Origin of the sequence: Caenibacillus caldisaponilyticus, assembly GCF_002003465.1 — a bacterium.
GTDB classification, from domain to species: domain Bacteria; phylum Bacillota; class Bacilli; order Bacillales; family Sporolactobacillaceae; genus Caenibacillus; species Caenibacillus caldisaponilyticus.
The window spans coordinates 1-20631 of the sequence record NZ_BDDQ01000033.1; the positions used below are offsets into that span (position 1 = coordinate 1).

18 protein-coding genes and 1 pseudogene are annotated in these 20631 nt (G+C 53.4%); 6 read left to right on the top strand and 13 right to left on the bottom strand.

Translation table 11 applies throughout. The annotated features are described in order from the left end of the window. The 3 genes and pseudogenes from CCB157_RS10380 to CCB157_RS10390 all read right to left on the bottom strand — a co-directional run. A pseudogene (locus CCB157_RS10380) lies at positions 1–1353 on the bottom strand (IS1182 family transposase); the annotation flags it as partial. Positions 1354–1606: 253 nt separating this feature from the next. After that, entirely contained in the window at positions 1607–2506 is a 900-nt protein-coding gene (gene gnd / locus CCB157_RS10385; RefSeq protein WP_077615833.1) for a phosphogluconate dehydrogenase (NAD(+)-dependent, decarboxylating), read from the bottom strand. 246 nt (positions 2507–2752) lie between these two features. Then, positions 2753–4006: an MFS transporter gene (locus CCB157_RS10390; RefSeq protein ID WP_077615834.1), complete on the bottom strand. Its 1254-nt coding sequence runs from the start codon at positions 4004–4006 to the stop codon at positions 2753–2755. Positions 4007–4184: 178 nt separating this feature from the next. Here CCB157_RS10390 and CCB157_RS10395 point away from each other — a divergent pair, with 178 nt between their 5' ends. Then, a complete protein-coding gene (locus tag CCB157_RS10395; protein ID WP_077615835.1) occupies positions 4185–4466 on the top strand; it encodes a hypothetical protein in 282 nt (93 codons plus the stop codon). Between the two features lie 55 nt (positions 4467–4521). Here the strand turns inward: CCB157_RS10395 and dat are convergent, their stop codons facing one another. Further along, a complete protein-coding gene (gene dat, locus CCB157_RS10400; protein WP_077615836.1) occupies positions 4522–5370 on the bottom strand; it encodes a D-amino-acid transaminase in 849 nt (282 codons plus the stop codon). Positions 5371–5638: 268 nt separating this feature from the next. Between dat and CCB157_RS10405 the strand changes: the two genes are divergently transcribed. Continuing rightward, positions 5639–6223: a hypothetical protein gene (locus tag CCB157_RS10405; protein WP_077615837.1), complete on the top strand. Its 585-nt coding sequence runs from the start codon at positions 5639–5641 to the stop codon at positions 6221–6223. Positions 6224–6338: 115 nt separating this feature from the next. On the opposite strand, the gene CCB157_RS10410 is transcribed toward CCB157_RS10405, so the two are convergent. The 6 genes from CCB157_RS10410 to CCB157_RS10435 all read right to left on the bottom strand — a co-directional run bounded on the left by CCB157_RS10410 (position 6339) and on the right by CCB157_RS10435 (position 11458). Continuing rightward, the gene (locus tag CCB157_RS10410; RefSeq protein ID WP_077615838.1) at positions 6339–7175 is read right to left on the bottom strand and encodes an SGNH/GDSL hydrolase family protein; all 837 of its coding nucleotides are present in this window, start codon (positions 7173–7175) and stop codon (positions 6339–6341) included. After that, a complete protein-coding gene (locus CCB157_RS10415; protein WP_077615839.1) occupies positions 7172–7486 on the bottom strand; it encodes a hypothetical protein in 315 nt (104 codons plus the stop codon). The genes CCB157_RS10410 and CCB157_RS10415 overlap by 4 nt, the downstream gene beginning before the upstream one ends. Positions 7487–7645: 159 nt before the next feature. Then, positions 7646–7789: an FbpB family small basic protein gene (locus tag CCB157_RS10420; protein WP_369688672.1), complete on the bottom strand. Its 144-nt coding sequence runs from the start codon at positions 7787–7789 to the stop codon at positions 7646–7648. 57 nt (positions 7790–7846) lie between these two features. Then, positions 7847–8395, bottom strand: a complete 549-nt coding sequence (locus CCB157_RS10425) for a GNAT family N-acetyltransferase (RefSeq protein ID WP_158077281.1) — start codon at positions 8393–8395, stop codon at positions 7847–7849. 173 nt (positions 8396–8568) lie between these two features. After that, positions 8569–10254, bottom strand: coding sequence for a thiamine pyrophosphate-dependent enzyme (locus CCB157_RS10430; protein WP_143287009.1), 1686 nt, complete (start codon positions 10252–10254; stop codon positions 8569–8571). Positions 10255–10285: 31 nt separating this feature from the next. Further along, complete coding sequence (locus tag CCB157_RS10435) at positions 10286–11458, bottom strand: LL-diaminopimelate aminotransferase (protein ID WP_077615843.1); 1173 nt, start codon at positions 11456–11458, stop codon at positions 10286–10288. Positions 11459–11730: 272 nt separating this feature from the next. On the opposite strand from CCB157_RS10435, the gene CCB157_RS10440 reads away from it, so the two are divergent. Together CCB157_RS10440 and CCB157_RS10445 are read left to right on the top strand one after the other, a co-directional pair. Next, positions 11731–13230: an aldehyde dehydrogenase family protein gene (locus CCB157_RS10440; RefSeq protein ID WP_077615844.1), complete on the top strand. Its 1500-nt coding sequence runs from the start codon at positions 11731–11733 to the stop codon at positions 13228–13230. Between the two features lie 108 nt (positions 13231–13338). Further along, on the top strand, positions 13339–14505 hold the full coding sequence (locus CCB157_RS10445; protein ID WP_077615845.1) for a saccharopine dehydrogenase family protein: 1167 nt from the start codon (positions 13339–13341) through the stop codon (positions 14503–14505). Positions 14506–14857: 352 nt separating this feature from the next. Here CCB157_RS10445 and CCB157_RS17320 read toward each other — a convergent pair whose 3' ends face one another. The 3 genes from CCB157_RS17320 to CCB157_RS10460 all read right to left on the bottom strand — a co-directional run bounded on the left by CCB157_RS17320 (position 14858) and on the right by CCB157_RS10460 (position 17982). After that, positions 14858–15160 (bottom strand): DUF5316 family protein, encoded by a 303-nt coding sequence (locus tag CCB157_RS17320; RefSeq protein ID WP_143287010.1) that lies wholly within the window; start codon positions 15158–15160, stop codon positions 14858–14860. A 297-nt stretch (positions 15161–15457) separates the two neighbouring features. Then, the gene (locus CCB157_RS10455) at positions 15458–16648 is read right to left on the bottom strand and encodes an acyl-CoA dehydrogenase family protein (RefSeq protein WP_077615847.1); all 1191 of its coding nucleotides are present in this window, start codon (positions 16646–16648) and stop codon (positions 15458–15460) included. A 143-nt stretch (positions 16649–16791) separates the two neighbouring features. Beyond that, a complete protein-coding gene (locus CCB157_RS10460; RefSeq protein ID WP_077615848.1) occupies positions 16792–17982 on the bottom strand; it encodes a CaiB/BaiF CoA transferase family protein in 1191 nt (396 codons plus the stop codon). Positions 17983–18613: 631 nt separating this feature from the next. Between CCB157_RS10460 and uptA the strand changes: the two genes are divergently transcribed. Together uptA and CCB157_RS10470 are read left to right on the top strand one after the other, a co-directional pair. Beyond that, positions 18614–19180 carry an undecaprenyl phosphate transporter UptA gene (gene uptA, locus CCB157_RS10465; protein WP_077615885.1) on the top strand — a complete coding sequence of 189 codons (567 nt, stop codon included), beginning with the start codon at positions 18614–18616 and terminating at the stop codon, positions 19178–19180. A 62-nt stretch (positions 19181–19242) separates the two neighbouring features. Beyond that, positions 19243–20613: a dipeptidase gene (locus CCB157_RS10470; RefSeq protein ID WP_077615849.1), complete on the top strand. Its 1371-nt coding sequence runs from the start codon at positions 19243–19245 to the stop codon at positions 20611–20613. The last annotated feature ends 18 nt before the right edge of the window (positions 20614–20631 follow it).

Sequence of the window (20631 nt, forward strand, 5' to 3'; positions counted from 1 at the left end):
TCCCATTTTTGGTTATATTGTATTCTTCGATGATGTCCTTCTTTTGCTTTGGTACATTGGGAACGGAACGGACAACCTGAACAGTCTTCACATTCGTAGACTTTAAATTCTCTGGTAAAACCGTTTCGGTCTGTGCGATGAGACCAATAACGGAACGTCAATTTTTGCCCGTTCGGGCATGTAAATGTATCGTCTTCCGCGTTGTATTCCCAATTGATGACGTTAAAAGGATTCTGCTTTTCTTTCTTTTTCTTCTCTTTTCGGTATGTATTGTAAGTGATGAGTGGTGTGCGTTTCCGATTCTCTAGAACATCTTTATAATTTTGTTCACTCCCATAACCGGCATCTGCGACGATATAGTTAGGGAGTTTGAAGAAGTGTTTCTCGATGTGATCCAGAAATGGGATGAACGTACGTGTATCCGTCGGATTAGGAAATACATCATAAGCGAGCGCAAATTGTCCTTCTGTCGCAATCTGTACATTATAACCCGGCTTAAGTTGACCGTTCTTCATATAATCATCTTTCATTCGCATAAAAGTGGCATCGTGATCGATCTTTGAGTAACTGTTACGTTCGCCGAAATTTCATGTCGTTTTGGTATTTTTGTTTGCGCTCCACAAAATCTTGAAACTGCTTGCGATATTGTTTCGGTACTTTGCGCTCTGAGCGAAGTTGTTTCCTTTCGTTTACATCTTCACTTGCTTCGATTTTTTTGTCATATTCTTCAACTTTTTCATCAAGCTTTTCAACAACCTCGGCGAGTTCTTGGATAGATAATTCCACTAAGTTTTCTCTTTCGATTTCTGGAATAATCTCTTTTTCTAATAATTCATCATACATTTGATTGGACTTTTCGACCAAAGCCGCACTGTATTTTTCAACGGCTTTACGCCAAACAAAGGTAAATTTATTGGCATTGGCTTCAATCTTGGTGCCATCAATAAAAATGGCTTCGTCGTCAATGAGTTTTTCTTTCACGAGCTGACAACGAAATTGCACGAAGCACTGGCGCAATAACTCTTGAACCTCGGGATGAACGCGGAAACGATTGATCGTTCGATAGCTTGGCTCATAGCCTTGTGCCAGCCACATCATCCGAACACTATCTTGGAGGAGGGCTTCGATTTTTCTTCCAGAAAATACGGATTGGCTGTAGGCACACAGAATAATCTTCATCATCATACGAGGATGATAGGAAGGACGACCCGTATCACGCAGGAAGGCTTCAAACGCTTCATCAGGAATCTGTTCGATGAGGTGGTGAATATGAAAGGCGATGTCATTTTCTTTTAATTTAATTTCTAAATCTAGGGGCAAAACCACTTGATTCATGTTATAATATTGAAACAAAAGGATACCTCCGATAAGTAAATTGGCTATATTTTAATTTTATCAGAAGGTATCCTTATTTGACTTCTGAAAACCAATAAAAAAGAGTGGTACCTTCACCAACATGTTTTGGTGGGTACCACTCTTTTCAATTTAGCCTACTGGGTTTTGTCCCAGCCTCTTTTGACTTTCATTCAGTTTTCAACCTCTTTGGGCAACCTCCCGCTTTACCGAAAGAAAACGATCCGCACACGCCGTGGCGCGCTGTTACGGCTCAGTTTTCTTTCTTCACGACTTCGTGCCCACCGAATTCATTACGCAACGCGGCGACGACCTTCCCTGTAAACGTGTCTTCTTCAAGCGACCGATAGCGCATCATCAGCGACAAGGCGATGACCGGTGTCGGAACTTGCAAATCCAACGCGGTTTCCACCGTCCATTTCCCTTCTCCAGAAGAATGCATCACCCCGCGGATGCTTTCGAGTTTCGGGTCTTTGGAAAACGCGTTTTCCGTCAGCTCCATGAGCCAACTGCGAATGACCGAACCATGATTCCAAACGCGGGCGACTTTTTCATAATCGAAATCAAATTCGCTTTTTTCGAGGACTTCAAAGCCTTCGGCGATGGCCGCCATCATGCCGTATTCGATGCCGTTATGTACCATTTTCAAGAAATGGCCGCCTCCCGGCTGTCCCGTAAAATGATAGCCGTTTTCGACCGCCGTGTCTTTAAAGAGCGGTTCGACAAGCGAAAAAGCTTTTTTGTCGCCGCCAATCATGTAACAGGCGCCATGGCGCGCACCCGACACGCCGCCGCTCGTGCCCGCGTCGATAAACGCGATGCCCTTCGCCTTTAAGGCTTCATATCTTTGCAGCGACTTCTTGTAATTGGAGTTGCCGGCTTCGATGACAATGTCGCCTTCCGAAAGCAGCGGGACCAAATCGTTCAACACATCGTCCACAAGGCCGGCGGGAACCATGAGCCAAACGATTTTTGGATTTTCCAGTTTTTCCGTCATTTCCTTCAGGGAATAGGCTCCGGTCGCCCCGTCCGCTGCCAGGCGGTCCACCGCCTCTTTATTAATATCATAAGCCACGATCTCGTGGCCGTGATCCATAAAATTCAGGCCGAGGTTATAGCCCATTTTTCCGAGACCGACTAATCCAAGTTTCATCAGCCTTCTCCTTTCTGTTCCATCCAGCGTTGTCGTCTGATATATTGGCGCAGCCGCTTTTTCCGCATCGCTCCGGCACCGCGCGCATCCAACGGAGCCATCCGCCGGCGACGGACGAGATGTGCTATGAACGATCCGGAAGATGGCCGATCACGCGGTCCCCCGCTTGCAGAGCCCCTCTAGAAAAGATGGCTCCAGCGGGCCAACAAAGCTGCGGTCTCTGACGCGGCGGCCTATTCTATCATATCATATTGGCTTTAATTTGCCTTCATTGGAAGGTCGCTCAGCAGGGGTTTCCTCTCCTTTATCCGATGACCCCGGCCGGATGGCGAATAAAGATAGCAATAAAGCGGCGGCGGCCGTTGCGGCGGCGACGAGAAACATGATCGGCACCGACACTTTCATGAGCGTGGCAAAAAGCGGCGGACCGACCGCCACGCCGATATAGCGCATGCTGCTGTACAAACTCGAGATCGTGCCCCGATTTTCCTTCTCAATCCCCTCCGTCACAAAGGAATCAATGCTCGGCAGCGTGACGCCGATGCCGATCCCGCCGATGAACAAATACAGCAAGAACAACCGGACGCTCGGTTGAAAGCTGAGCAGCACCATCGACGCGGCGAGGACGCCCATGCCGGATAGCGTCATCCATTTCATCAATCGTTTATTTTTGCCGATTTTCGTGCCGGTGATCAGGGAAGCGCCCGAGATCGCCACTAACGGAATGGCGATGACGAATCCTTTGCGGACGCCGTTAATGCCGTAATCGCTCTCGAGAATTTCCGACAAATAAAATAGCGTGCCGAACAAGACAAACATGATGATGCCGCCGATGACAAAAACCGCGATCAACCAGTGAGCCTTTTGTTTAAGAACGGCAAAGGTCTCGGCAACAAAGGCTCGGAACGGTTTCGGTTGCTCGTCCCTAGGCGGCACATCGACGGAATAACCGACCATGGCGATCGCAATCAAACAGAGGACGGGGATCGCCAAAAAAGGGGCATACCAGACGATCGCAGCAAAAAGCGAACCGAGGATGGGGCTGAGCACTTTGCCGAACGTATTGGAAGTCTCCAAAATGCCAAGCGCTTTGCTCACCGCTTTTTCATTATTAAAAAGATCCCCGATCAAAGGAATGACGACGGGAAAAGCCCCCGATGATCCGATGCCTTGAAGCAAGCGTCCGAGTAAAATGAACCAATACGGGTGCGCCAAAAACATGGCCGCCACCCCCGCGATGAGACCGCCAAGCCCCGAGAGCACCAAGCTGGGAATGATGACTTTTTTTCTCCCGATGCGATCTGACAAATATCCGGCGATCGGAATGAACACGATGGCGACGACGGAAAACACCGTAATAATCAAGCTGGACTGAAAAGGGCTGATGTCGAGTTTGTTTTGAATGATGGTTAACACCGGGATGAGCATCGAATTGCCGAGGGTCATGATCAACGGGATCGAGGCGAGCGCAGCGACCTCCATCGTTTTGTTTTCTTCCATCGGACATCCTCCAGCACAAATTGGATTTGGTTTAGTTTTCAAACATCCGCAACGGTTTATGCACGCACGGCAAAGGAAGAATCCGCCACGGGCACCAAAAACCTTTACGTTTCGGATGCTGCGCGCCGCGTCAAATTATAAAAGCCGGTATGCACTCAGAAAGAAAAGGAGGACGCACATGGTCAGTAGCGATCAGCTGCAATCGAAGAAAAAATTGAAACCGCTGCAAGAAACCCAGCAATACTTACAGGCCGCGCTCCAATCGGTCATCCATGCCCAGGCAATGGAAAACAACCGCGCTCACCAAGAAACCGCGCAAAACATACAAATGGCCCAACAAACGCTGACGGAAACGTTGCAAAACCTCAACGACGACGCGGAAAAAAAACATGTGGAAACCGCCCAGCAGCAACTTTTAAAGGCCCAACAAAAACTTCAAGAAGCCAAACAAATATTTTGATCAAATAAAAAAACCGGCATTCTATGCCGGTTTCATTCCATTTGCCCGCCGCTTTTTAAGACGACCGGTTGGCCGTTTCCCGAATCGCCGCTTCAAAGGCTTCTTGAAGTCGGCGCGTCCATGGGCCGACGGATCCGTCGCCGATCGGCCGCCCATCCACCGCGACGACCGGCATCACCTCTTGCGTCGTGCTCGTCACAATGAGTTCCTCCGCGGCCAGTAATTGCTCGACCGTGACGGCTTCTTCCTTGGCGGGCATATCGAGCTCTTGCATGATCCGCAGGACGGAGCGGCGCGTGATTCCGTCCAAGATCAAATGGTTCGCCGGATGCGTAAACCAAACCCCGCCTATTAAAGCGAACACATTGGAAGCGCTCCCCTCGGTCACCGTCTTGCCGCGATGGAGAATCGCTTCGGCACACCCTTTGTCAAGAGCCTCTTGTTTGGCCAACACGCTGCCCAAAAGGTTTAAAGATTTGATATCGCAGCGCAACCAGCGAATGTCCTCGGTCAAATGCGCGCGGATGCCTTCTTGCAACGCCTGAAGCGGGCGGTCCAACGTTTGCGTATAGGCGGTCAACACGCTATGGGCATTCTTCGGGAAACCATGGGTTCGCGGCGAGGCGCCGCGCGTGATTTGCAGATAAACAATGCCGTCGCCGAGCGCATTGAGGGTGATGAGGCGGCGAATCTTATCGGTGAGTTCATCGATTCCATACGGCGGCTCCAGCCGAATTTCCCGCAGGCTGCGGGCGAGCCGCGCCATGTGTTCATCAAGCAAAAAAGGCGCCCCGCCGTAAACGCGGATGACCTCATACACGCCGTCGCCGAACTGATATCCCCTGTCTTCGATGTCCACCGTCGCTTCGGTTCTCTCCACGAAGCGATCATTCACCAATATCATGACGATCCTCCTCGTCGCATCGCCGTCCCGCCGACACCGGGGCGTGATGTCATTAAATGCTTAATTCGCATAATCATGATTATTTTATCACGTTGCCGCCGCCATGGATATAAAATCTTTAAAAACCTTCCCATTCTCCCATATTTTCCGTTTTTCTTCCTTTTTGTCCCGCAAACTTTGGCAAGCTAATCTAAATCTTTCTTTACTTATATTAAATTTTGAATTATACTTTAGCCGTATGTTTACCATTTCAAGGGGGAGATCGTGTATGAATAGGTCCGTCAAAGGACTGGCGCTGTTCGTGATGGCGCTTGCGCTCGTCTTCGGCGTCGTTGCCTGCAACGACAGCTCCAACGGAAAATCGGACGACAAAAAAACGGAAGCCAAAAAAGAAAACAACACGGATAAGAAAAAACAATTGGCCGGCGAGCTCAGCAATTTTGCCTTTGATGTTCAAACAGCGATTTCGCAAGCTTATGCGCCCTATGCGGTATTGGACGGCTATGCCGGCGCTGAGGGCGATGCTTATGTCGCCCAAGACGTCAAAGACGCTTTCGCGCAAACGAAAGATTCCGCTTCGGCGCTTGACAACGTAACCGTTCCCGACTCGCTGTCGGATTACAAAACGGATCTCGAAGCCGCGTTAAAAGATTTGAAGGATTCCTTTGCCAAACGCGCGGAAGCCGCCGCGGCCAATGCCAATGTTAAAGACGGCAAAGCCTTGGCTGATGCCGTGACGAAAATCAGCAGCGCTGCGCAACCGTCGTTCGATTCCTTCCAAACGAAATTCAACGACGTCGCGAAAAAATTGGGCCTTGAACCGATGGATTTCACCAAAGCGCTGTCCAACTAAGCAAAAACCACCGCGCCTCTGCGCGGTGGTTTTTCTTTGCATGCCCGACATGGGGACGATTCATAGGAGATGAACGTCCCCCAGGCCGTTTGACTTGAATGCCAGCCAACACCGGCTACTTTTTCTCGATCACCTTGACCAAGCGATCGGCGATCAATTGATACCCTTCGGCGTTCGGGTGAAAATGATCGTCGGACAAAACATCCGGGACCTTCCCTTTAAACAGATCATAGGTCGGGATAAAGACCGTATTCGGATAAAGCTCGAGCACGGTCTTCGAACCTTGATTCCACTCGTTGATGATCGCCTCGATCTGATCGTTCAACTCCGGAAACAGATCCTCAAAAGGATTATAGAGGCCGATGTAATAAAGGGTGGCCCGATCGTTCAAATCCCTGATCGCCTTAAGGATTTTGTTTAAATTTTTCAGGTAGGCGACGCGGCGGTTTTCAAAATCGTCAAGTTGAACGGTCGTCAAATTTCGTTTCAACACATTGACGAGATCGTTGCCGCCGATCGTCATGAGGATGATGTCGGAGTTTCGAATGTCTTCTTGAACGTCGTTCCGGCTTAAAACCTTTAGCAGATCATCGGTCGTGTCCCCTTTGACGCCGTAATCCTTAAAAGACAGCCGGGACACCCAATCGGAGTGTTTCAGCTTATCGGCGGTCCGTCCCGCATAGCCCTCTTCGTTCGCATCGCCGACGCCCATGGTGAGCGAATCGCCGATCGCCGTCATGTGGAGGGAGATTTGTTTGGGCGGCAGCACCGTTTTGAACGTTTCATATGATTTTGCCCCGCGATCGACGAACGGGAGCGCATCGTGGAAAAAATAAATTCCGGTGCCGATGAGCAAAACCATGGCGAGAATAAGGAACCCGACGATGATGCGCTTTCGCTTTGATTTCGCCCTCCGTTTCGCTTCGCTGAGCCTTGTTTCGTGAAGCGTCATTCCCGGATTTCCTCCAAACGAAATCGATGAATTTGGTCCGTGCAACCTTCCGCACGCAAAATGTCCAATTGTTTTTTTCCCATTAAATCAAAATGGGGGTAGCGGTTTCGCTTGTCGATCCACTGCGGCTTCAATCCGTATTTTTTGCCCCAACGGATCAGTTTTTTCAAATTGCTGCAACCCGCTTTCGTCACCGTCCGGTATTGAGGAAAGCGGGGATCGTACCAATAATGGGTGAGCAACGCCACTTCCCCTTTTTCGACGCGCTCTTTCCACTTTTTTAATTCCTTCGGTTGTACCCCGAAAGCCATGCAGAAACTCATCTCCAATGATTGCGTTCCCGGTTCCGCGAGTCAGCTCTGCGGACCCGCCTCCATTTTACCATATCACTTATTTCGCCCGGATCCAAACCGTTTTTCTTTATGAAAGAAAAACAGCGGCAAGACGCCGCTGTTTTCGAGTCCGAACGGTCACGATTTCGATGTATGTTTTTTTTCAATTTTGGACTCGATTTTTTCCAACGCGATATTATCTTTTAATATTTCAGACTTATTTTTGGTGATTAATTCTTTGAAAGAAAGTCGCTTTCTCATGTTCATCCCCTCTTTCACCATCTATTATACATAACATTATGACCAAATGACCAGTCAATTATTACAAAAGTATGAATTTTAATTGACTCCACGGCGCCATTCGTGTTGCAATAGGCCGTATACTTTAAGATCGATCCAGCGACCGCCCCATCGTTCCCACTCGCGCAACCGGCCTTCCATGACAAAAGGACCGCGTTGCACCAGCTTTTCCGCGTCATGATTAAACGGCGACACCATCGCGGTCAACCGATGAAAACCCATGTTTTCAAAACCGAAGCGGATCAAGCGGTACATCGCTTCCGTCGCCAATCCCTTGCGGCGATAAGGCTTCAGCATTTCGCCGCCGATCTCCGCGCGGCGGTGATGCCAATCAATCTGGTGAAAACCTGCCGATCCGATAAAATGCCCGCCATCCTTTAAAACAACCGCCCAACGCATCGAACGGGCATCCGGCGCCAAATGCGTATAAGCATCGATCAGCCACTCGGCTTCGCTAAGATGTTTCATCGTTTCGCCGCCGTCAAATTTCATCGTTTCCGGGTCTGAAAAAAGTTTGAAGACGGCGGGCACATCCGCTCTTTGAAATGGCCGGAATACAAGGCGTTCTGAAGAAAACACCGGTAGCATACGCGCTTCCCTCCCCGTCTTATAATATGACGACGGCGCCATGTGGGAACGCCCCATGTTCGCCTTTCACCGTCCATGGGAAATGGGGCGAGGACGGAGCCTCGTTTTGGGGGATGCAAAAAAAATCGGCCGCTGATTCGGCCGATGTCCTTATCGCATCCTTCCGGCGATCTTCAAGGTTTTATTGAAGAAGCCCGCAAACCGGACAACGTCGCGTTCACGGCGATCGCGTTCGGATCCGTCTTGACCTCGATGAGAACGGGAGCGGTGAGCGGGTGGTCGACGAGACGCTCCAAGAACCGTTCAAACGCCTCCGATGAAGTGACGCGATGGCCATCCACGCCCAAGGCGCGGGCGGCGCCGGCAAAATCGACTTCGCTCAAGCCCGTGGCCACGACGCGTCCCGGATAGCGCATTTCCTGATGCATGCGAATGGTCCCGTACATCGCATTGTTAAAGACGAGCGCCAGCACCGGGATGCGATAATGGGCGGCGGTCGCCAACTCCTGCATCGTCATCGCGAACCCGCCGTCCCCCGAGAACGACACGACCCAGCGATCGGGGTGGGCCAGTTTCGCGCCGAGGGCGGCGGGAAATCCGTAGCCCATCGCGCCGGACGTCGGACCGACATACGTCTGCGGCTTGACGAACGGATAATACGTATGCAACCAGCCGGCGAAATTTCCGGCGTCATTGGCAATGATCGTATCTTTAGGCAATAACGCGCACAATATTTTCATGATGCGTTTCATATTGCAGCCGGACGGATCATCGTCTTCCGGTACATCCGTCAAGGCGGATGCTTCTTCATAGGCCCGGCGTCGTTCGCTTGTCCAATTTTTCCACTTGGACGGCGCTAGCTTGTCGCGTGCGGCAGCGCGTAAGGCTTCAAGCGCCGCGCGGGCGTCCGCGCCGATGCCAACGGCCACTGGAAAGACTTTACCGATCGCCTCCGGATCGATGTCGATGTGAATCAATGTTTGTCCGCGAGCGAGGATGCTGTAATCTTGTGTCGTCACTTCTGAAAGCCGCGTGCCGACCGCGACGACGACATCCGCATTTTGAAGCGTTTTCAAAATCGGGGATGGCGTCCCGAGCCCGACGTGCCCCACATAATGCGGATGATCGTTCGGAATCACGTCATGGCGGCGAAACGCCGCCAACACCGGAATCCCGGTCGCATCCGAAAACCGTTGCAAAGCGGTTTCGCCGGCGCTTGCCTTGACCCCGCCGCCGGCGATGATGACCGGCCGCTCCGCGCGACTGAGACAGTCGATGGCCCTCGCGATGTCCTGCGGGGATGGATGCGGCCGCAACGGTTGCGCCGCTTCGGCGAAGGCCGGCTCGATCTCAACGGGCAACAGATCTTCCGGAAACGCAAGGACGACCGGACCGGGACGGCCGGTTATCGCCGTACGAAACGCCCGCTGCACGAGTTCCGGCACGCGCTCCGGATCCCGGACCTCCGCCGCCCACTTGGCGATCGGGGCAAAAAAACGTTCGACATCCATTTCTTGAAACCCTTCGCGGCCGTAAAACCTTCGGTGCACTTGTCCGAGAAACACGACCATCGGCGTGGAGTCTTGGCGGGCGGTATGGACGGCGATGCTCAAGTTGGCCGCGCCGACTCCCCGCGTCGCCATGACGACCGCCGGACGGCCGGAAGCTTTCGCAAACCCCTCGGCCATAAATGCCGCACCGCTTTCGTGCCGCGCCGCAAAAAGTTGAATCGTCGGATGCTGATAAAGCGCATCCAAAATCGGCAAATAACTTTCCCCGGGGACACAAAAAGCATGTGTCACTCCTTCGATTTCCATACAGCGAACGATCGCTTCCGCTGCCGTCATCCGTTCGCCCATCCTCATCACCTCTCCTTGTGCCTCCATGACATCACGAGCGATCGGTCACCCGCCGGATGCGTTCGGCCGCTTCAACGAGCCGTTCGTCCGGAACGGACAAGGAAATTCGGCAATACCCTTCCCCATTCGGTCCGAACGCCGAACCTGGCGTCAAGATCACGCCGGCCTCTTCCAGCAATTTTTCACAAAACGAGGCCGACGTTTCGCCATCGGGGACTTTGGCCCAAAGGAAGATGCTCCCTTTTGGTTTTTGCAGCGACATACCGATCGCTTTTAAGGCTTGAATCATGACGTCGGCCCGCTTTTCATAAATCGCGTTCCTTGTCGCCAAAACGCTCAGATCGCTCGTCAACGCGGCGGCCGCCGCTTTTTGGATCGGCAAAAATTGCCCGGTATCGACATTGCTTTTCACGGTTTTTAACAGCTGGATCACGCGGCGATTGCCGACGGCGTATCCGATCCGCCAGCCGGTCATGTTAAAGGCCTTCGACAAAGACCCGAATTCGACGGCGACGTCCTTGGCCCCTTCCGCTTGCAGGACGCTTGGCGCTTGATAATCCCCGAACGTCACGAGGTTGTAAGCGGAATCATGAACGAGCCAAATGCCGTGTTCGGCGAAGAAGGCGACGGCCTCTTCAAAAAACGCGAGATCAACCGTCGCGCCGGTCGGATTCCCCGGATAATTTAAAAACGCCAGTTTCGCCCGTTTTAACACGTCCTGCGGGATGTCGCGAAAATCGGGGCGAAAGCCCAATGCTTCACGAAGTTTTAAGTCATATATGCGGCCGCCGGCAAGATGCGCGGCCATCCGGTAAACCGGATAACTCGGATCGGGAACGATCACGGCATCCCCGGGATCGACCATCGATAATACGAGATGAGCTAGCCCCTCTTTGGATCCGATGAGCATTAACACTTCCGTATCCGGATCGAGATCGACCTGGAATCGGCGCCGGTAAAAAGTGCTCACCGCTTCGCGAAATTCCCGGGTTCCGTCAAATGGCGAGTAGCGCATGTTGGCCGGGTCGTCCAATTCTTTGATCAAACGCTCCTTAATGAAGCCCGGTGTCGGCAAATCCGGATCGCCGATGCCGAGATCGATGATGTCCAGGCCCTGTTCGACCAAGGCCTTTTTCTTGGCTTGAATTTTAGAAAACGTATACGGCGGCAACGCCTCCGCCCGCTTGGCGGCAGGATGTTTCACGAAAACTCCCCCGTTTCAGATTGGCAAATCCTCTTTTTGCATGGAGATCCATACCCCCATTATATGGCACCCTACGGGAGTTTCAACTGATTTTTTGAATAAATCTCCTTTACTGAATTGACGTTCGCTTATCGATTTTCTGATAGATATTGATTCGGGGCGGCAATTATCATATAATGGAAATGTTCATATTGTTGCTCAATAGACAATCTTAAGAATCCATTTTTTGTAAGCGTTTTCTTATATTTTGTCGAAGGAGGGGCTTTTATCACATGGATGTCACCGTGAAAGCGACCGTCTACAAAAATTACATCAACGGGGAATGGAAAGCGAATCCCGACGGAGAAAAGGTGGCGAACATCAATCCGGCCAACGGTGAGGTGCTCGGTTACGTCACTTTATCGACCGAGCGCGATGTGGACGAAGCGGTCCGCGCTGCAAAAGAAGCGCAAAAATCTTGGGCGAAAGTGCCTGCCCCGAAACGCGGCGAATATCTTTTCCGCATCGGCGAAATTCTGCGCGAGCGAAAAGAGGCGCTCGCCCGCCTTTTGACGCAAGAAATGGGCAAAGTGATCGCCGAAGCCCGCGGCGAAGTCCAAGAGGCGATCGATATGGCCTATTTTATGGGCGGAGAAGGCCGCCGTCTCGCCGGGCAGACCGTGCCGTCGGAGCTCCCCGATAAACACGCGATGAGCTTGCGCGTTCCCGTCGGGGTCGCTGGACTGATTACACCGTGGAACTTTCCGATCGCGATTGCCAGTTGGAAGATATTTCCCGCTCTCGTCGCCGGCAATACGGTCGTTTGGAAACCGGCGACCGACACGCCGGCGCTCGCTTATGAATTCGTAAAAATTTTCGAGGCCGTCGGCCTGCCCAAAGGCGTCGTCAATCTCGTCTACGGGTCGGGCGGCACGGTGGGGCGCGCCATGGTGGAACACCCCGGCATCGACATTATTTCCTTCACCGGCTCCACGGAAGTCGGCAGCGAAATCAACGGGCGCGCCGGCAAACTCTTAAAGCGCGTTTCGTTGGAAATGGGCGGGAAAAACGCGGTCATCGTCATGGATGACGCCGACCTCGACCTCGCCGTCGACGGCATCATTTGGAGCGCATTCGGCACCGCCGGCCAACGGTGCACCGCGTGCAGCCGCGTCATCGTTCATCGCAACGTGAAGGCGGAATTGGAAGAACGCCTTGTCCGGCGCGTGGAAAGCCTGAAAATCGGCGACGGCCTCGATGAATCCGTCGATATCGGTCCGGTCATCAACGAGAAAGCCTTAAAACAAATCGAAGCCTACATGGACGTCGCCAAAAGCGAAGGGGCCGTTTTGTTGTGCGGCGGCCGCAGAGCCGAAGGCGGAGCGCTCGACTCCGGTTATTATTTTGAACCGACCATCTTCACCGATGTGACGCGCGACATGCGCATCGCAAAAGAAGAAATTTTCGGCCCGGTTCTCTCGATCCTCGCGGTGGACAGTCTCGATGAAGCCATCGAAATCAACAACGAAGTCAACTACGGCTTGTCGAGCGCGATTTTTACCCGAGACACGAATCAAACCTTCCGGGCCATGCGGGAACTGGATACGGGCATCGTCTACATCAACGCCGGGACGACGGGAGCGGAAATCCACCTCCCCTTTGGCGGCACCAAGGCGACGGGCAACGGCCACCGCGACTCGGGCATTGCCGCGCTCGACGTCTTTACGGAATGGAAAAGCGTTTACGTCGATTACAGCGGCAAACTGCAACGCGCGCAAATCGACAACAATTAAAACTTAAAGACGGAAAGGCGTTCAATCGGCATCGCCGGATTGAAAAATTGGGTCTTCAAGCGGTGCCCGATCTAGCGAAATCATCTTTGACAAGGAGGAATGGTTTTTATGAAAGTTGCTGTATTGGGAGCAGGTTTGATGGGAAAAGAAGCCGCGCGCGACCTCGTGAACAGCCCTGGGGTTGAACAGGTCGTCATCGCCGATATCGATCTGGCAAAGGCGGAACAAGTTTGTCACACTTTAAACCGTTCCAACATCAGCCCGGCGAGCGTCGATGCCAGCAATGACGCGCAGCTCAAGGATTTCATGAAGGACTTCGACGTCGTCGTCAACGCCCTGTTTTACGCTTTCAATGAAAAAGTCGCCCGCACGGCCGTCGAAGTCGGCGTGCATTCGGTCGATCTCGGCGGCCATATCGGCCACGTGACCGAAAAGGTGCTGGCGCTGCACGATGAAGCCGTCCAAGCCGGCGTCACGATCATTCCCGATCTCGGCGTCGCCCCCGGGATGATCAATATTCTGTCGGGTTACGGCGTCAGCAAGCTCGACCGCGCCGAAACGATCAAACTGATGGTCGGCGGCATTCCCGTCCGGCCCGAACCGCCCTTCGGATACAACCACGTCTTTTCCATTGAAGGCGTTTTCGACCATTACACCGACCCGTCGCTCGTCATCCGGGACGGAAAGAAAATGGAAGTTCCGTCGCTTTCGGAAATCGAAACCGTTTATTTCGAAAATTTCGGACCGCTCGAAGCCTTCCATACCGCCGGCGGCACATCGACGTTGTCCTTATCCTATCCGGATTTAAAAAACTTGGAATACAAAACGATCCGTTACCCCGGCCATGCGGAAAAATTTAAATTGCTCGTCGATCTCGGTTTAACTTCACGGGATAAAACGGTCGAAATCGACGGGCGGCCCGTCAGCGTGCGCGAGGTGATGCTGAAAGTTCTCGACCCGATCCTCGACCTCGGCGACAAGGATGACGTCGTCCTGCTCAGGGTCATCGTCTCCGGCGTCAAAGGCGGACAACCGCAAACGCACATCTTCGAAATGACGACTTATAACGACAAAGCCAACCGCGTGACCGCCATGGCGCGCTCAACGGCTTATACGATTTCGGTGGTCGCCCAGATGATCGGTTCCGGAACGATATCCAAACGGGGCGTCTATGCTCCGGAAAACATCGTTCCCGGTGACCTCTATATTAAAGAAATGGAAAAACGCGGCGTCATCATTAAAGAAAGGGTTGAACAATCCGTCGCGGTCGGTTGATCTCATCGAGGCGTGCGCAAAGCCCGACGCCAAAACCCGACAGCGGCTCAGCGCTTCGGCCCGAACTCCGCGGGCGGACCCGGCCTCGCCCCGCGGGGTCGGGCTTTACCGTTTTCCCTTTCCCATCACATCTTTTTAATGGGAAGAACGATAAAGCCATGCGGAGACGAAAACTCCGTTCGCGCGGTTTCCGTCCAATTTTACTCCCGCCGACGGCGGAACGCAACGCTTCGAGCGTCGGCACTACCTTTGCCGCTCTTCGCCATAAAAAGAAATGCCGATCACCCGCGCTCAGCCCGCAAAAGCGCAGGCGAAAGGCTTTAAAATCTTCGCGGCGATCGCCGGTTCTCGGTTACAGGGCATTCGGTCCGGTCAGATAAAGGAAAACAGCCGCGGCACCCGCCAAATTCGGCAGGGCAAACAAGCACGTGCGCACCGTCCATTTCCAGCGCATGTGCTTTTCTTTTTCGGGTTCGTCCGTTTCTTCGGCGCTTTGATCGTGGACAAACGCCCGCGAAAACGCTCCGCTCAACACAAGACAGACGAGGCCGAGTCCGCCGGCGAAAGACATCGCCATTTTTAAGTCACCTGCGACGATGGCGCTGAACAAAATGAAGAGAAACAGGACGACGCCGTAAAAAAAAGATTTCAACAACGCGAGACACCCCTTTTTCGACCTCACAACGAAGCGCGGGAACGGTTTGTTTTTCGTTATTGTACCACAGTCGGACATGTAAAAATGATGAAATCCGCCACAAATGGCGGATTCCAAAAAATGGTTACCTTCGACTCTCTTCTGTACGACGCGATGGCGTTTCCCGTTGCGGAGACCGCACATTCGAACCGTTGGCTCCAGGTGCCGGGTGTCGCCGCGCCGCGCGGAACGAGCGGTCCGTCACATCGAACCTTCGGCACGCTTTTCATCTCTATGGCGTTTTGTACCGGGTTCGGCTCACGCCCCTTCCCACGCCGGCAAATTTTTTCGCAGCGGTTTGTCCTTGCGGTAGCCCAGCACATAGTCGGCCTGCATCAGCGTATGGATTTCCCGAGTGCCTTCGTAAATGACCGGCGCTTTTGAATTGCGGAGATACCGCTCGACCGGATATTCGTTGGAATAGCCGTAGGCGCCGTGAATTTGGACGGCGTCGTTGGCGACTTCGTTCGCGAAATTGCACGCCTGCCATTTGGCGAGCGACGTTTCACGCGTATTGCGCACGCCTTTGTTTTTCAATTCGCCGGCCCGGTAGACGAGGAGCCGCGCCATGACGAGCTTCGCTTCCATGTTCGCGATCATCTGTTTGACGAGCTGATGCTCGCCGATTTCTTTTCCAAACGTCTTCCGTTCATGGCAATACTTGACACAGGCCTCGAGACAGGCGCTGATGATGCCGCAGGCGCCGGCCGCGACGGTGAAGCGCCCGTTGTCCAGCGCGGACATGGCGATATAAAATCCTTCTCCTTCTTCCCCGAGCAGGTTTTCTTTCGGCACCTTGACATTGTCCAGGAAGATTTGGCCCGTGTTTCCCGCGCGGATGCCGAGCTTTCCCTTTATGGCCCGCGACGAAAAACCCGGCATCGTCCGTTCGACGATGAACGCCGAAATCCCGCGGTGCCCCTTTTCCCGGTCCGTATACGCGAAGACGATGAAATGATCGGCGAGATCGCAGAGCGAAATCCACGTTTTTTCGCCGTTTAATACGTAGTAGTCGCCCGAGCGGACGGCGGTCGTGCGGATCGCTTTGACATCGGACCCGGCGTTGGGCTCAGTGAGGGCGTAAGCCCCCAATTTTTCGCCGCGCGCTTGCGGCACGAGGTATTTTTGCTTTTGTTCTTCGGATCCCCATTGCAACAACGTGAGGCTGTTCAAGCCGGTATGAACGGAAACCGCCGTGCGAAACGCCGTATCTCCCCGCTCAAGTTCTTCGCAGACGATCGCGAGTGAATTGTAATCCATGCCGCTGCCGCCGTATTTCTCAGGAATCGGCACGCCCATCAGCCCGAGCTCGGCCAGCCTTTTATATATGTACGGATCGGCTTCGCCTTTTTCATCCCATTCCTTAATGTTAGGCATAATCTCCTGATCCACGAATTGTCTGACCGTTTGGCGCAACATTTTTTGTTCCGGTGACAGTTCAAAATCCATCTTAAAGTCCTCCTCTGAAGCCTTATGATTAGATTTTTTATGGTTGAGGGTTCCGCCCCCGTTTCATGCCTGACCGCCGAAACGCCGCCATGGCATGACATGACAAAGGGTTAAGGAATCAGCCTGGCCGCTTGCCGGGAGCATCAGATGACGCCGCACCGGCGCCATTCTTGGATCTCCTCCTCCGAGAAGCCGTGCGCGCGCAAGATTTCATCGGTATGCTCCCCGGCGGCGGGCGGATGATCCCGATAGGAAACCGGCGTCGCCGACATCTTGATCGGGCTGGCGACGAGCGGTACCGTGCCGGCCGTCGGATGGCGCATGTCGATCTTCATCCCCCGGGCAACCACTTGCGGATCGCGAAACACTTGATCGAGCGTTTGGATCGGTCCGCTGGGGATGCCGGATTTCCAAAAAAGGTTCACCCAGTGCGCGCGCGGCCGGGTCGAAGTCACGGCGTTGATTCTTTTTTCCAATTCTTCGACGTGTTCCAGACGGCGGGGATTGGTGGCAAACCGTTCGTCGTCCGCGAGTTCCGGCATGCCGAGCAGCCGGCATAACGTTCGAAATTGCCGGTCGTTGCCGACGGCGATCGCCAGCTCGCCGTCGGCGGCGCGGAACGTCTGATACGGAACGATGTTCGGGTGTTTGTTGCCGAGCCGGCCCGGTATTTGGCCGGAGATTAAATAGTTGCTCGCCACGTTCACCATCGCGCTGATGGCACAGTCATACAAAGACAAATCGATTTCCTGGCCGGCGCCCGTATGAGCGCGGGCGAGGAGCGCCGCTTGAATCGCGACGGCGGCATAGAGACCGGTCAAGACGTCGGTGATCGCCACCCCGACTTTCAGGGGGCCGGTTTCGGCGGTTCCCGTGACGCTCATCAAGCCGCACATCGCTTGAATGACAAAATCGTAGCCGGGCAATTCCCGATACGGACCGGTCTGTCCGTAACCGCTGATGCCGCAATAAACGAGGCCGGGGTTTTCGGCGGAAAGCTCGCGGTACGACAACCCCCATTTTTCCATCGTTCCCGTTTTAAAATTGTGAATGAGAACATCCGCGTCGCGCACCAACGTTTTCAAAATCCGCCGCCCTGCTTCCTCTCTCAAATTGAGCGTCAGCGCCTTTTTGTTTCGATTGGCACAAAGATAGTAAGCGCTTACATCTCCGGCGAACGGCGGACCCCACGCGCGCGTGTCATCGCTTCCGCCCGGCGCTTCAATTTTAATGACTTCGGCGCCGAGATCGCCGAGAATCATCGTGCAATAAGGCCCGGCGAGTACCCTTGACAGATCGATGACCTTGATGCCTTCCAACGCGCTATCCGGCATGGCTTTCTCTCCTTTCATCGGGAACAAAAATAAAGCCGGACCGCGATCGCTGACAGGGATATCAACGTTCGACGTCCAAAAAATTCGGAAATCCGACTTCTTGCACCCGCGCGGACGGGAACTTTCTGGTCTTTACCAATTTTGATAATATTATAAACCAATGGTTCGGAAGGCGTCAACGCGTCCGGGCACCGGATGTGATCCACAAAAGCCGTCCCGTCCGTTTGTCAATGGCGGCATGATACCCCTTTCAAAAACGCGATCTGGGATCGCGCCTGCGGCAGCGGATGACCGCGCTTCAACTGATGCCGCCATACTGGCAAACGAACAACCGGCCTGACGGTTTCCGCTCATGCTCCATGACTTCGCCGCGCGTAAGGATTCTAAGATTTTATTCCAGCGCGTATTATTTTTAGAGGGACATTTTTGTTATAATTGATAATGTGGTTTTTGAACCGCTGCACCTGCACGGTCACCGGCGCCTCGGAGCAACGGGCGTCAGCCGGCAAAAGCGCGCAACGAGGCGTTCCGGCTCGATCTGAAAAAACTTTGCCACCATATCCAATATATAAAAAAAGAAAAGTGGGTTGGAAAATTGAAAGAGATTATCTTGCAATGGCTCGACGCGATCATGGGGCTCGGCTATTTCGGGATTGGGCTCGCCCTGATGATCGAGATCATTCCCAGCGAACTCGTCCTTTCTTACGGCGGGTTTATGGTCAGCCTCGGCCGCATTAATTTTTTGGGAGCGGTCATCGCCGGCACGATCGGCGCCACCGTCGCCCAGCTTTTCTTATACTGGATCGGCGCATACGGCGGCCGGCCGTTTTTGGAGAAATACGGAAAATATCTGCTCATACATAAAAAACATTTGGACGTATCGGAGCGCTGGTTTGAAAAATACGGGCCCGCTGTCGTCTTTTTTGCCCGGTTCGTCCCCGTCGTCCGCCAGGCGATTTCCATTCCCGCCGGAATCGCGAAAATGCCGCTTGCCAGCTTTCTTTTCTTTACGGTCTTGGCGACCGTCCCGTGGTGCCTCGTTTTCATTTATCTCGGCGAAAAGCTGGGGCAAAATTGGGACAAAATCAAAGAAGTCGCCGGGCCCTACGTCGACGTGGCCGGATTCGCCATCCTCTTGTTGTTCGGCGCCTTTATGGCCTTTAAATTTTGGAACCGCCGGCGCAAGTTCACGCCGTGAACCCGCCGCTCATTTTTTTGGTAAAATGATGAAAGATCTTAATTTACATAAGGAGTGATAGAATGTCCCAACGCGCGCTCGACTATTTGGAACAACACCGGGACGAAGCGCTGAAACAGCTCGGCGATTTTCTCAAAATTGAAAGCATCAGCTCCATTCCCGCCCACAAAGGCGATGTCCGCCGGGCGGCCGAATGGCTCGCCGAACGCTTGAAAGAAGCGGGCCTGGAAAACGTCAAAGTCATGGAAACGGCCGGCCACCCCGTCGTCTACGGGGACTGGCTGCATGCGGAAAACGCCCCAACCGTTCTCATTTATGGCCATTATGATGTCCAACCGGTCGACCCGCTCGACCTGTGGGAAACGCCGCCGTTTGAACCGACCATTCGCGACGGAAAAATCTATGCGCGCGGCGCCAGCGATGATAAAGGCCAAGTGTTTATGCACGTCAAAGTGCTGGAAGCCGTTTTGAAAAGCGAAGGCGCCTTGCCGGTCAACGTCAAAGTGATCTTTGAAGGCGAAGAAGAAATCGGCAGCCCGAACCTTGATCCGTTTGTCGAAAGCCATCAAGATCTGCTGGCCGCCGACGTGCTGCTCGTATCGGACACGTCGCTCCTTGAAAAGGGAAAACCGGCGGTCGTCTACGGCTTGCGCGGGCTTTGCGGCATGCAAATCGACATTAAAGGCGCCAACACCGATCTGCATTCCGGCGGTTTTGGCGGCGCCGTGCAAAACGCGATCCACGCACTGGTGAGCCTCTTGGCGACGATGCACGACGAAGAAGGACGCGTCACCATTGAAGGCTTTTACGATAAAGTGCAACCCTTGAGCGAAGAAGAACTGGCGACGTGCGCAGCGCTTTCCGACGACGAAAAGCTCAAAAAACAGCTCGGCGTCAACGAACTGTTCGGGGAACCGGGCTATCCGACGCTCGCCCGCATTTGGGGGCGTCCGACCCTTGAAATCAACGGCATTTGGGGCGGTTATCAAGGCGAAGGCGTCAAGACGGTCCTCCCCAATGAAGCGCACGCGAAAATCACTTGCCGTCTCGTTCCCGATCAAGACCCGCAAGAAATTTCCGAACTGATCCAGCGCCATATCGAAAAACATCTGCCGCCGGGCGTGACCGTGAACACGACCTTGTTCGATCAAGGCAAACCGTTCTTGACGGCTTACGATCATCCGGCCATTCAAGCGGCGGGACGGGCGTTGGAAACGGCTTACGGCGTGCCGACGACCTATACGCGCATGGGCGGATCGATCCCGATCGTCGAAACCTTCAACCGCGTGTTGAACTTGCCTGCCGTGTTGATGGGATTCGGCCTCGAGGACGAAAACATCCATGCGCCGAACGAACACTTCCATCTTGAAAACTTCGACAAGGGCATGGTCGCGCTCGTTCATTATCTGTATGAATTAAAAAACGCCTTATGACGCATAAACGGCGGACCT

What these genes read in the sequence shown, in the direction of transcription:
- CCB157_RS10430 (WP_143287009.1), bottom strand. Translation starts at nt 10,254, where the DNA reads ATGGGCGAACGGATGACGGCAGCGGAAGCGATCGTTCGCTGTATGGAA.
- CCB157_RS10420 (WP_369688672.1), bottom strand. Translation starts at nt 7,789, where the DNA reads ATGGTGAAAGAGGGGATGAACATGAGAAAGCGACTTTCTTTCAAAGAA.
- CCB157_RS10440 (WP_077615844.1), top strand. Translation starts at nt 11,731, where the DNA reads ATGGATGTCACCGTGAAAGCGACCGTCTACAAAAATTACATCAACGGG.
- CCB157_RS10395 (WP_077615835.1), top strand. Translation starts at nt 4,185, where the DNA reads ATGGTCAGTAGCGATCAGCTGCAATCGAAGAAAAAATTGAAACCGCTG.
- CCB157_RS10410 (WP_077615838.1), bottom strand. Translation starts at nt 7,175, where the DNA reads ATGACGCTTCACGAAACAAGGCTCAGCGAAGCGAAACGGAGGGCGAAA.
- CCB157_RS10405 (WP_077615837.1), top strand. Translation starts at nt 5,639, where the DNA reads ATGAATAGGTCCGTCAAAGGACTGGCGCTGTTCGTGATGGCGCTTGCG.
- CCB157_RS10470 (WP_077615849.1), top strand. Translation starts at nt 19,243, where the DNA reads ATGTCCCAACGCGCGCTCGACTATTTGGAACAACACCGGGACGAAGCG.
- CCB157_RS10455 (WP_077615847.1), bottom strand. Translation starts at nt 16,648, where the DNA reads ATGGATTTTGAACTGTCACCGGAACAAAAAATGTTGCGCCAAACGGTC.
- CCB157_RS10460 (WP_077615848.1), bottom strand. Translation starts at nt 17,982, where the DNA reads ATGCCGGATAGCGCGTTGGAAGGCATCAAGGTCATCGATCTGTCAAGG.
- gnd (WP_077615833.1), bottom strand. Translation starts at nt 2,506, where the DNA reads ATGAAACTTGGATTAGTCGGTCTCGGAAAAATGGGCTATAACCTCGGC.
- CCB157_RS10390 (WP_077615834.1), bottom strand. Translation starts at nt 4,006, where the DNA reads ATGGAAGAAAACAAAACGATGGAGGTCGCTGCGCTCGCCTCGATCCCG.
- dat (WP_077615836.1), bottom strand. Translation starts at nt 5,370, where the DNA reads ATGATATTGGTGAATGATCGCTTCGTGGAGAGAACCGAAGCGACGGTG.
- CCB157_RS10415 (WP_077615839.1), bottom strand. Translation starts at nt 7,486, where the DNA reads ATGGCTTTCGGGGTACAACCGAAGGAATTAAAAAAGTGGAAAGAGCGC.
- uptA (WP_077615885.1), top strand. Translation starts at nt 18,614, where the DNA reads ATGGGGCTCGGCTATTTCGGGATTGGGCTCGCCCTGATGATCGAGATC.
- CCB157_RS10425 (WP_158077281.1), bottom strand. Translation starts at nt 8,395, where the DNA reads ATGCTACCGGTGTTTTCTTCAGAACGCCTTGTATTCCGGCCATTTCAA.
- CCB157_RS10445 (WP_077615845.1), top strand. Translation starts at nt 13,339, where the DNA reads ATGAAAGTTGCTGTATTGGGAGCAGGTTTGATGGGAAAAGAAGCCGCG.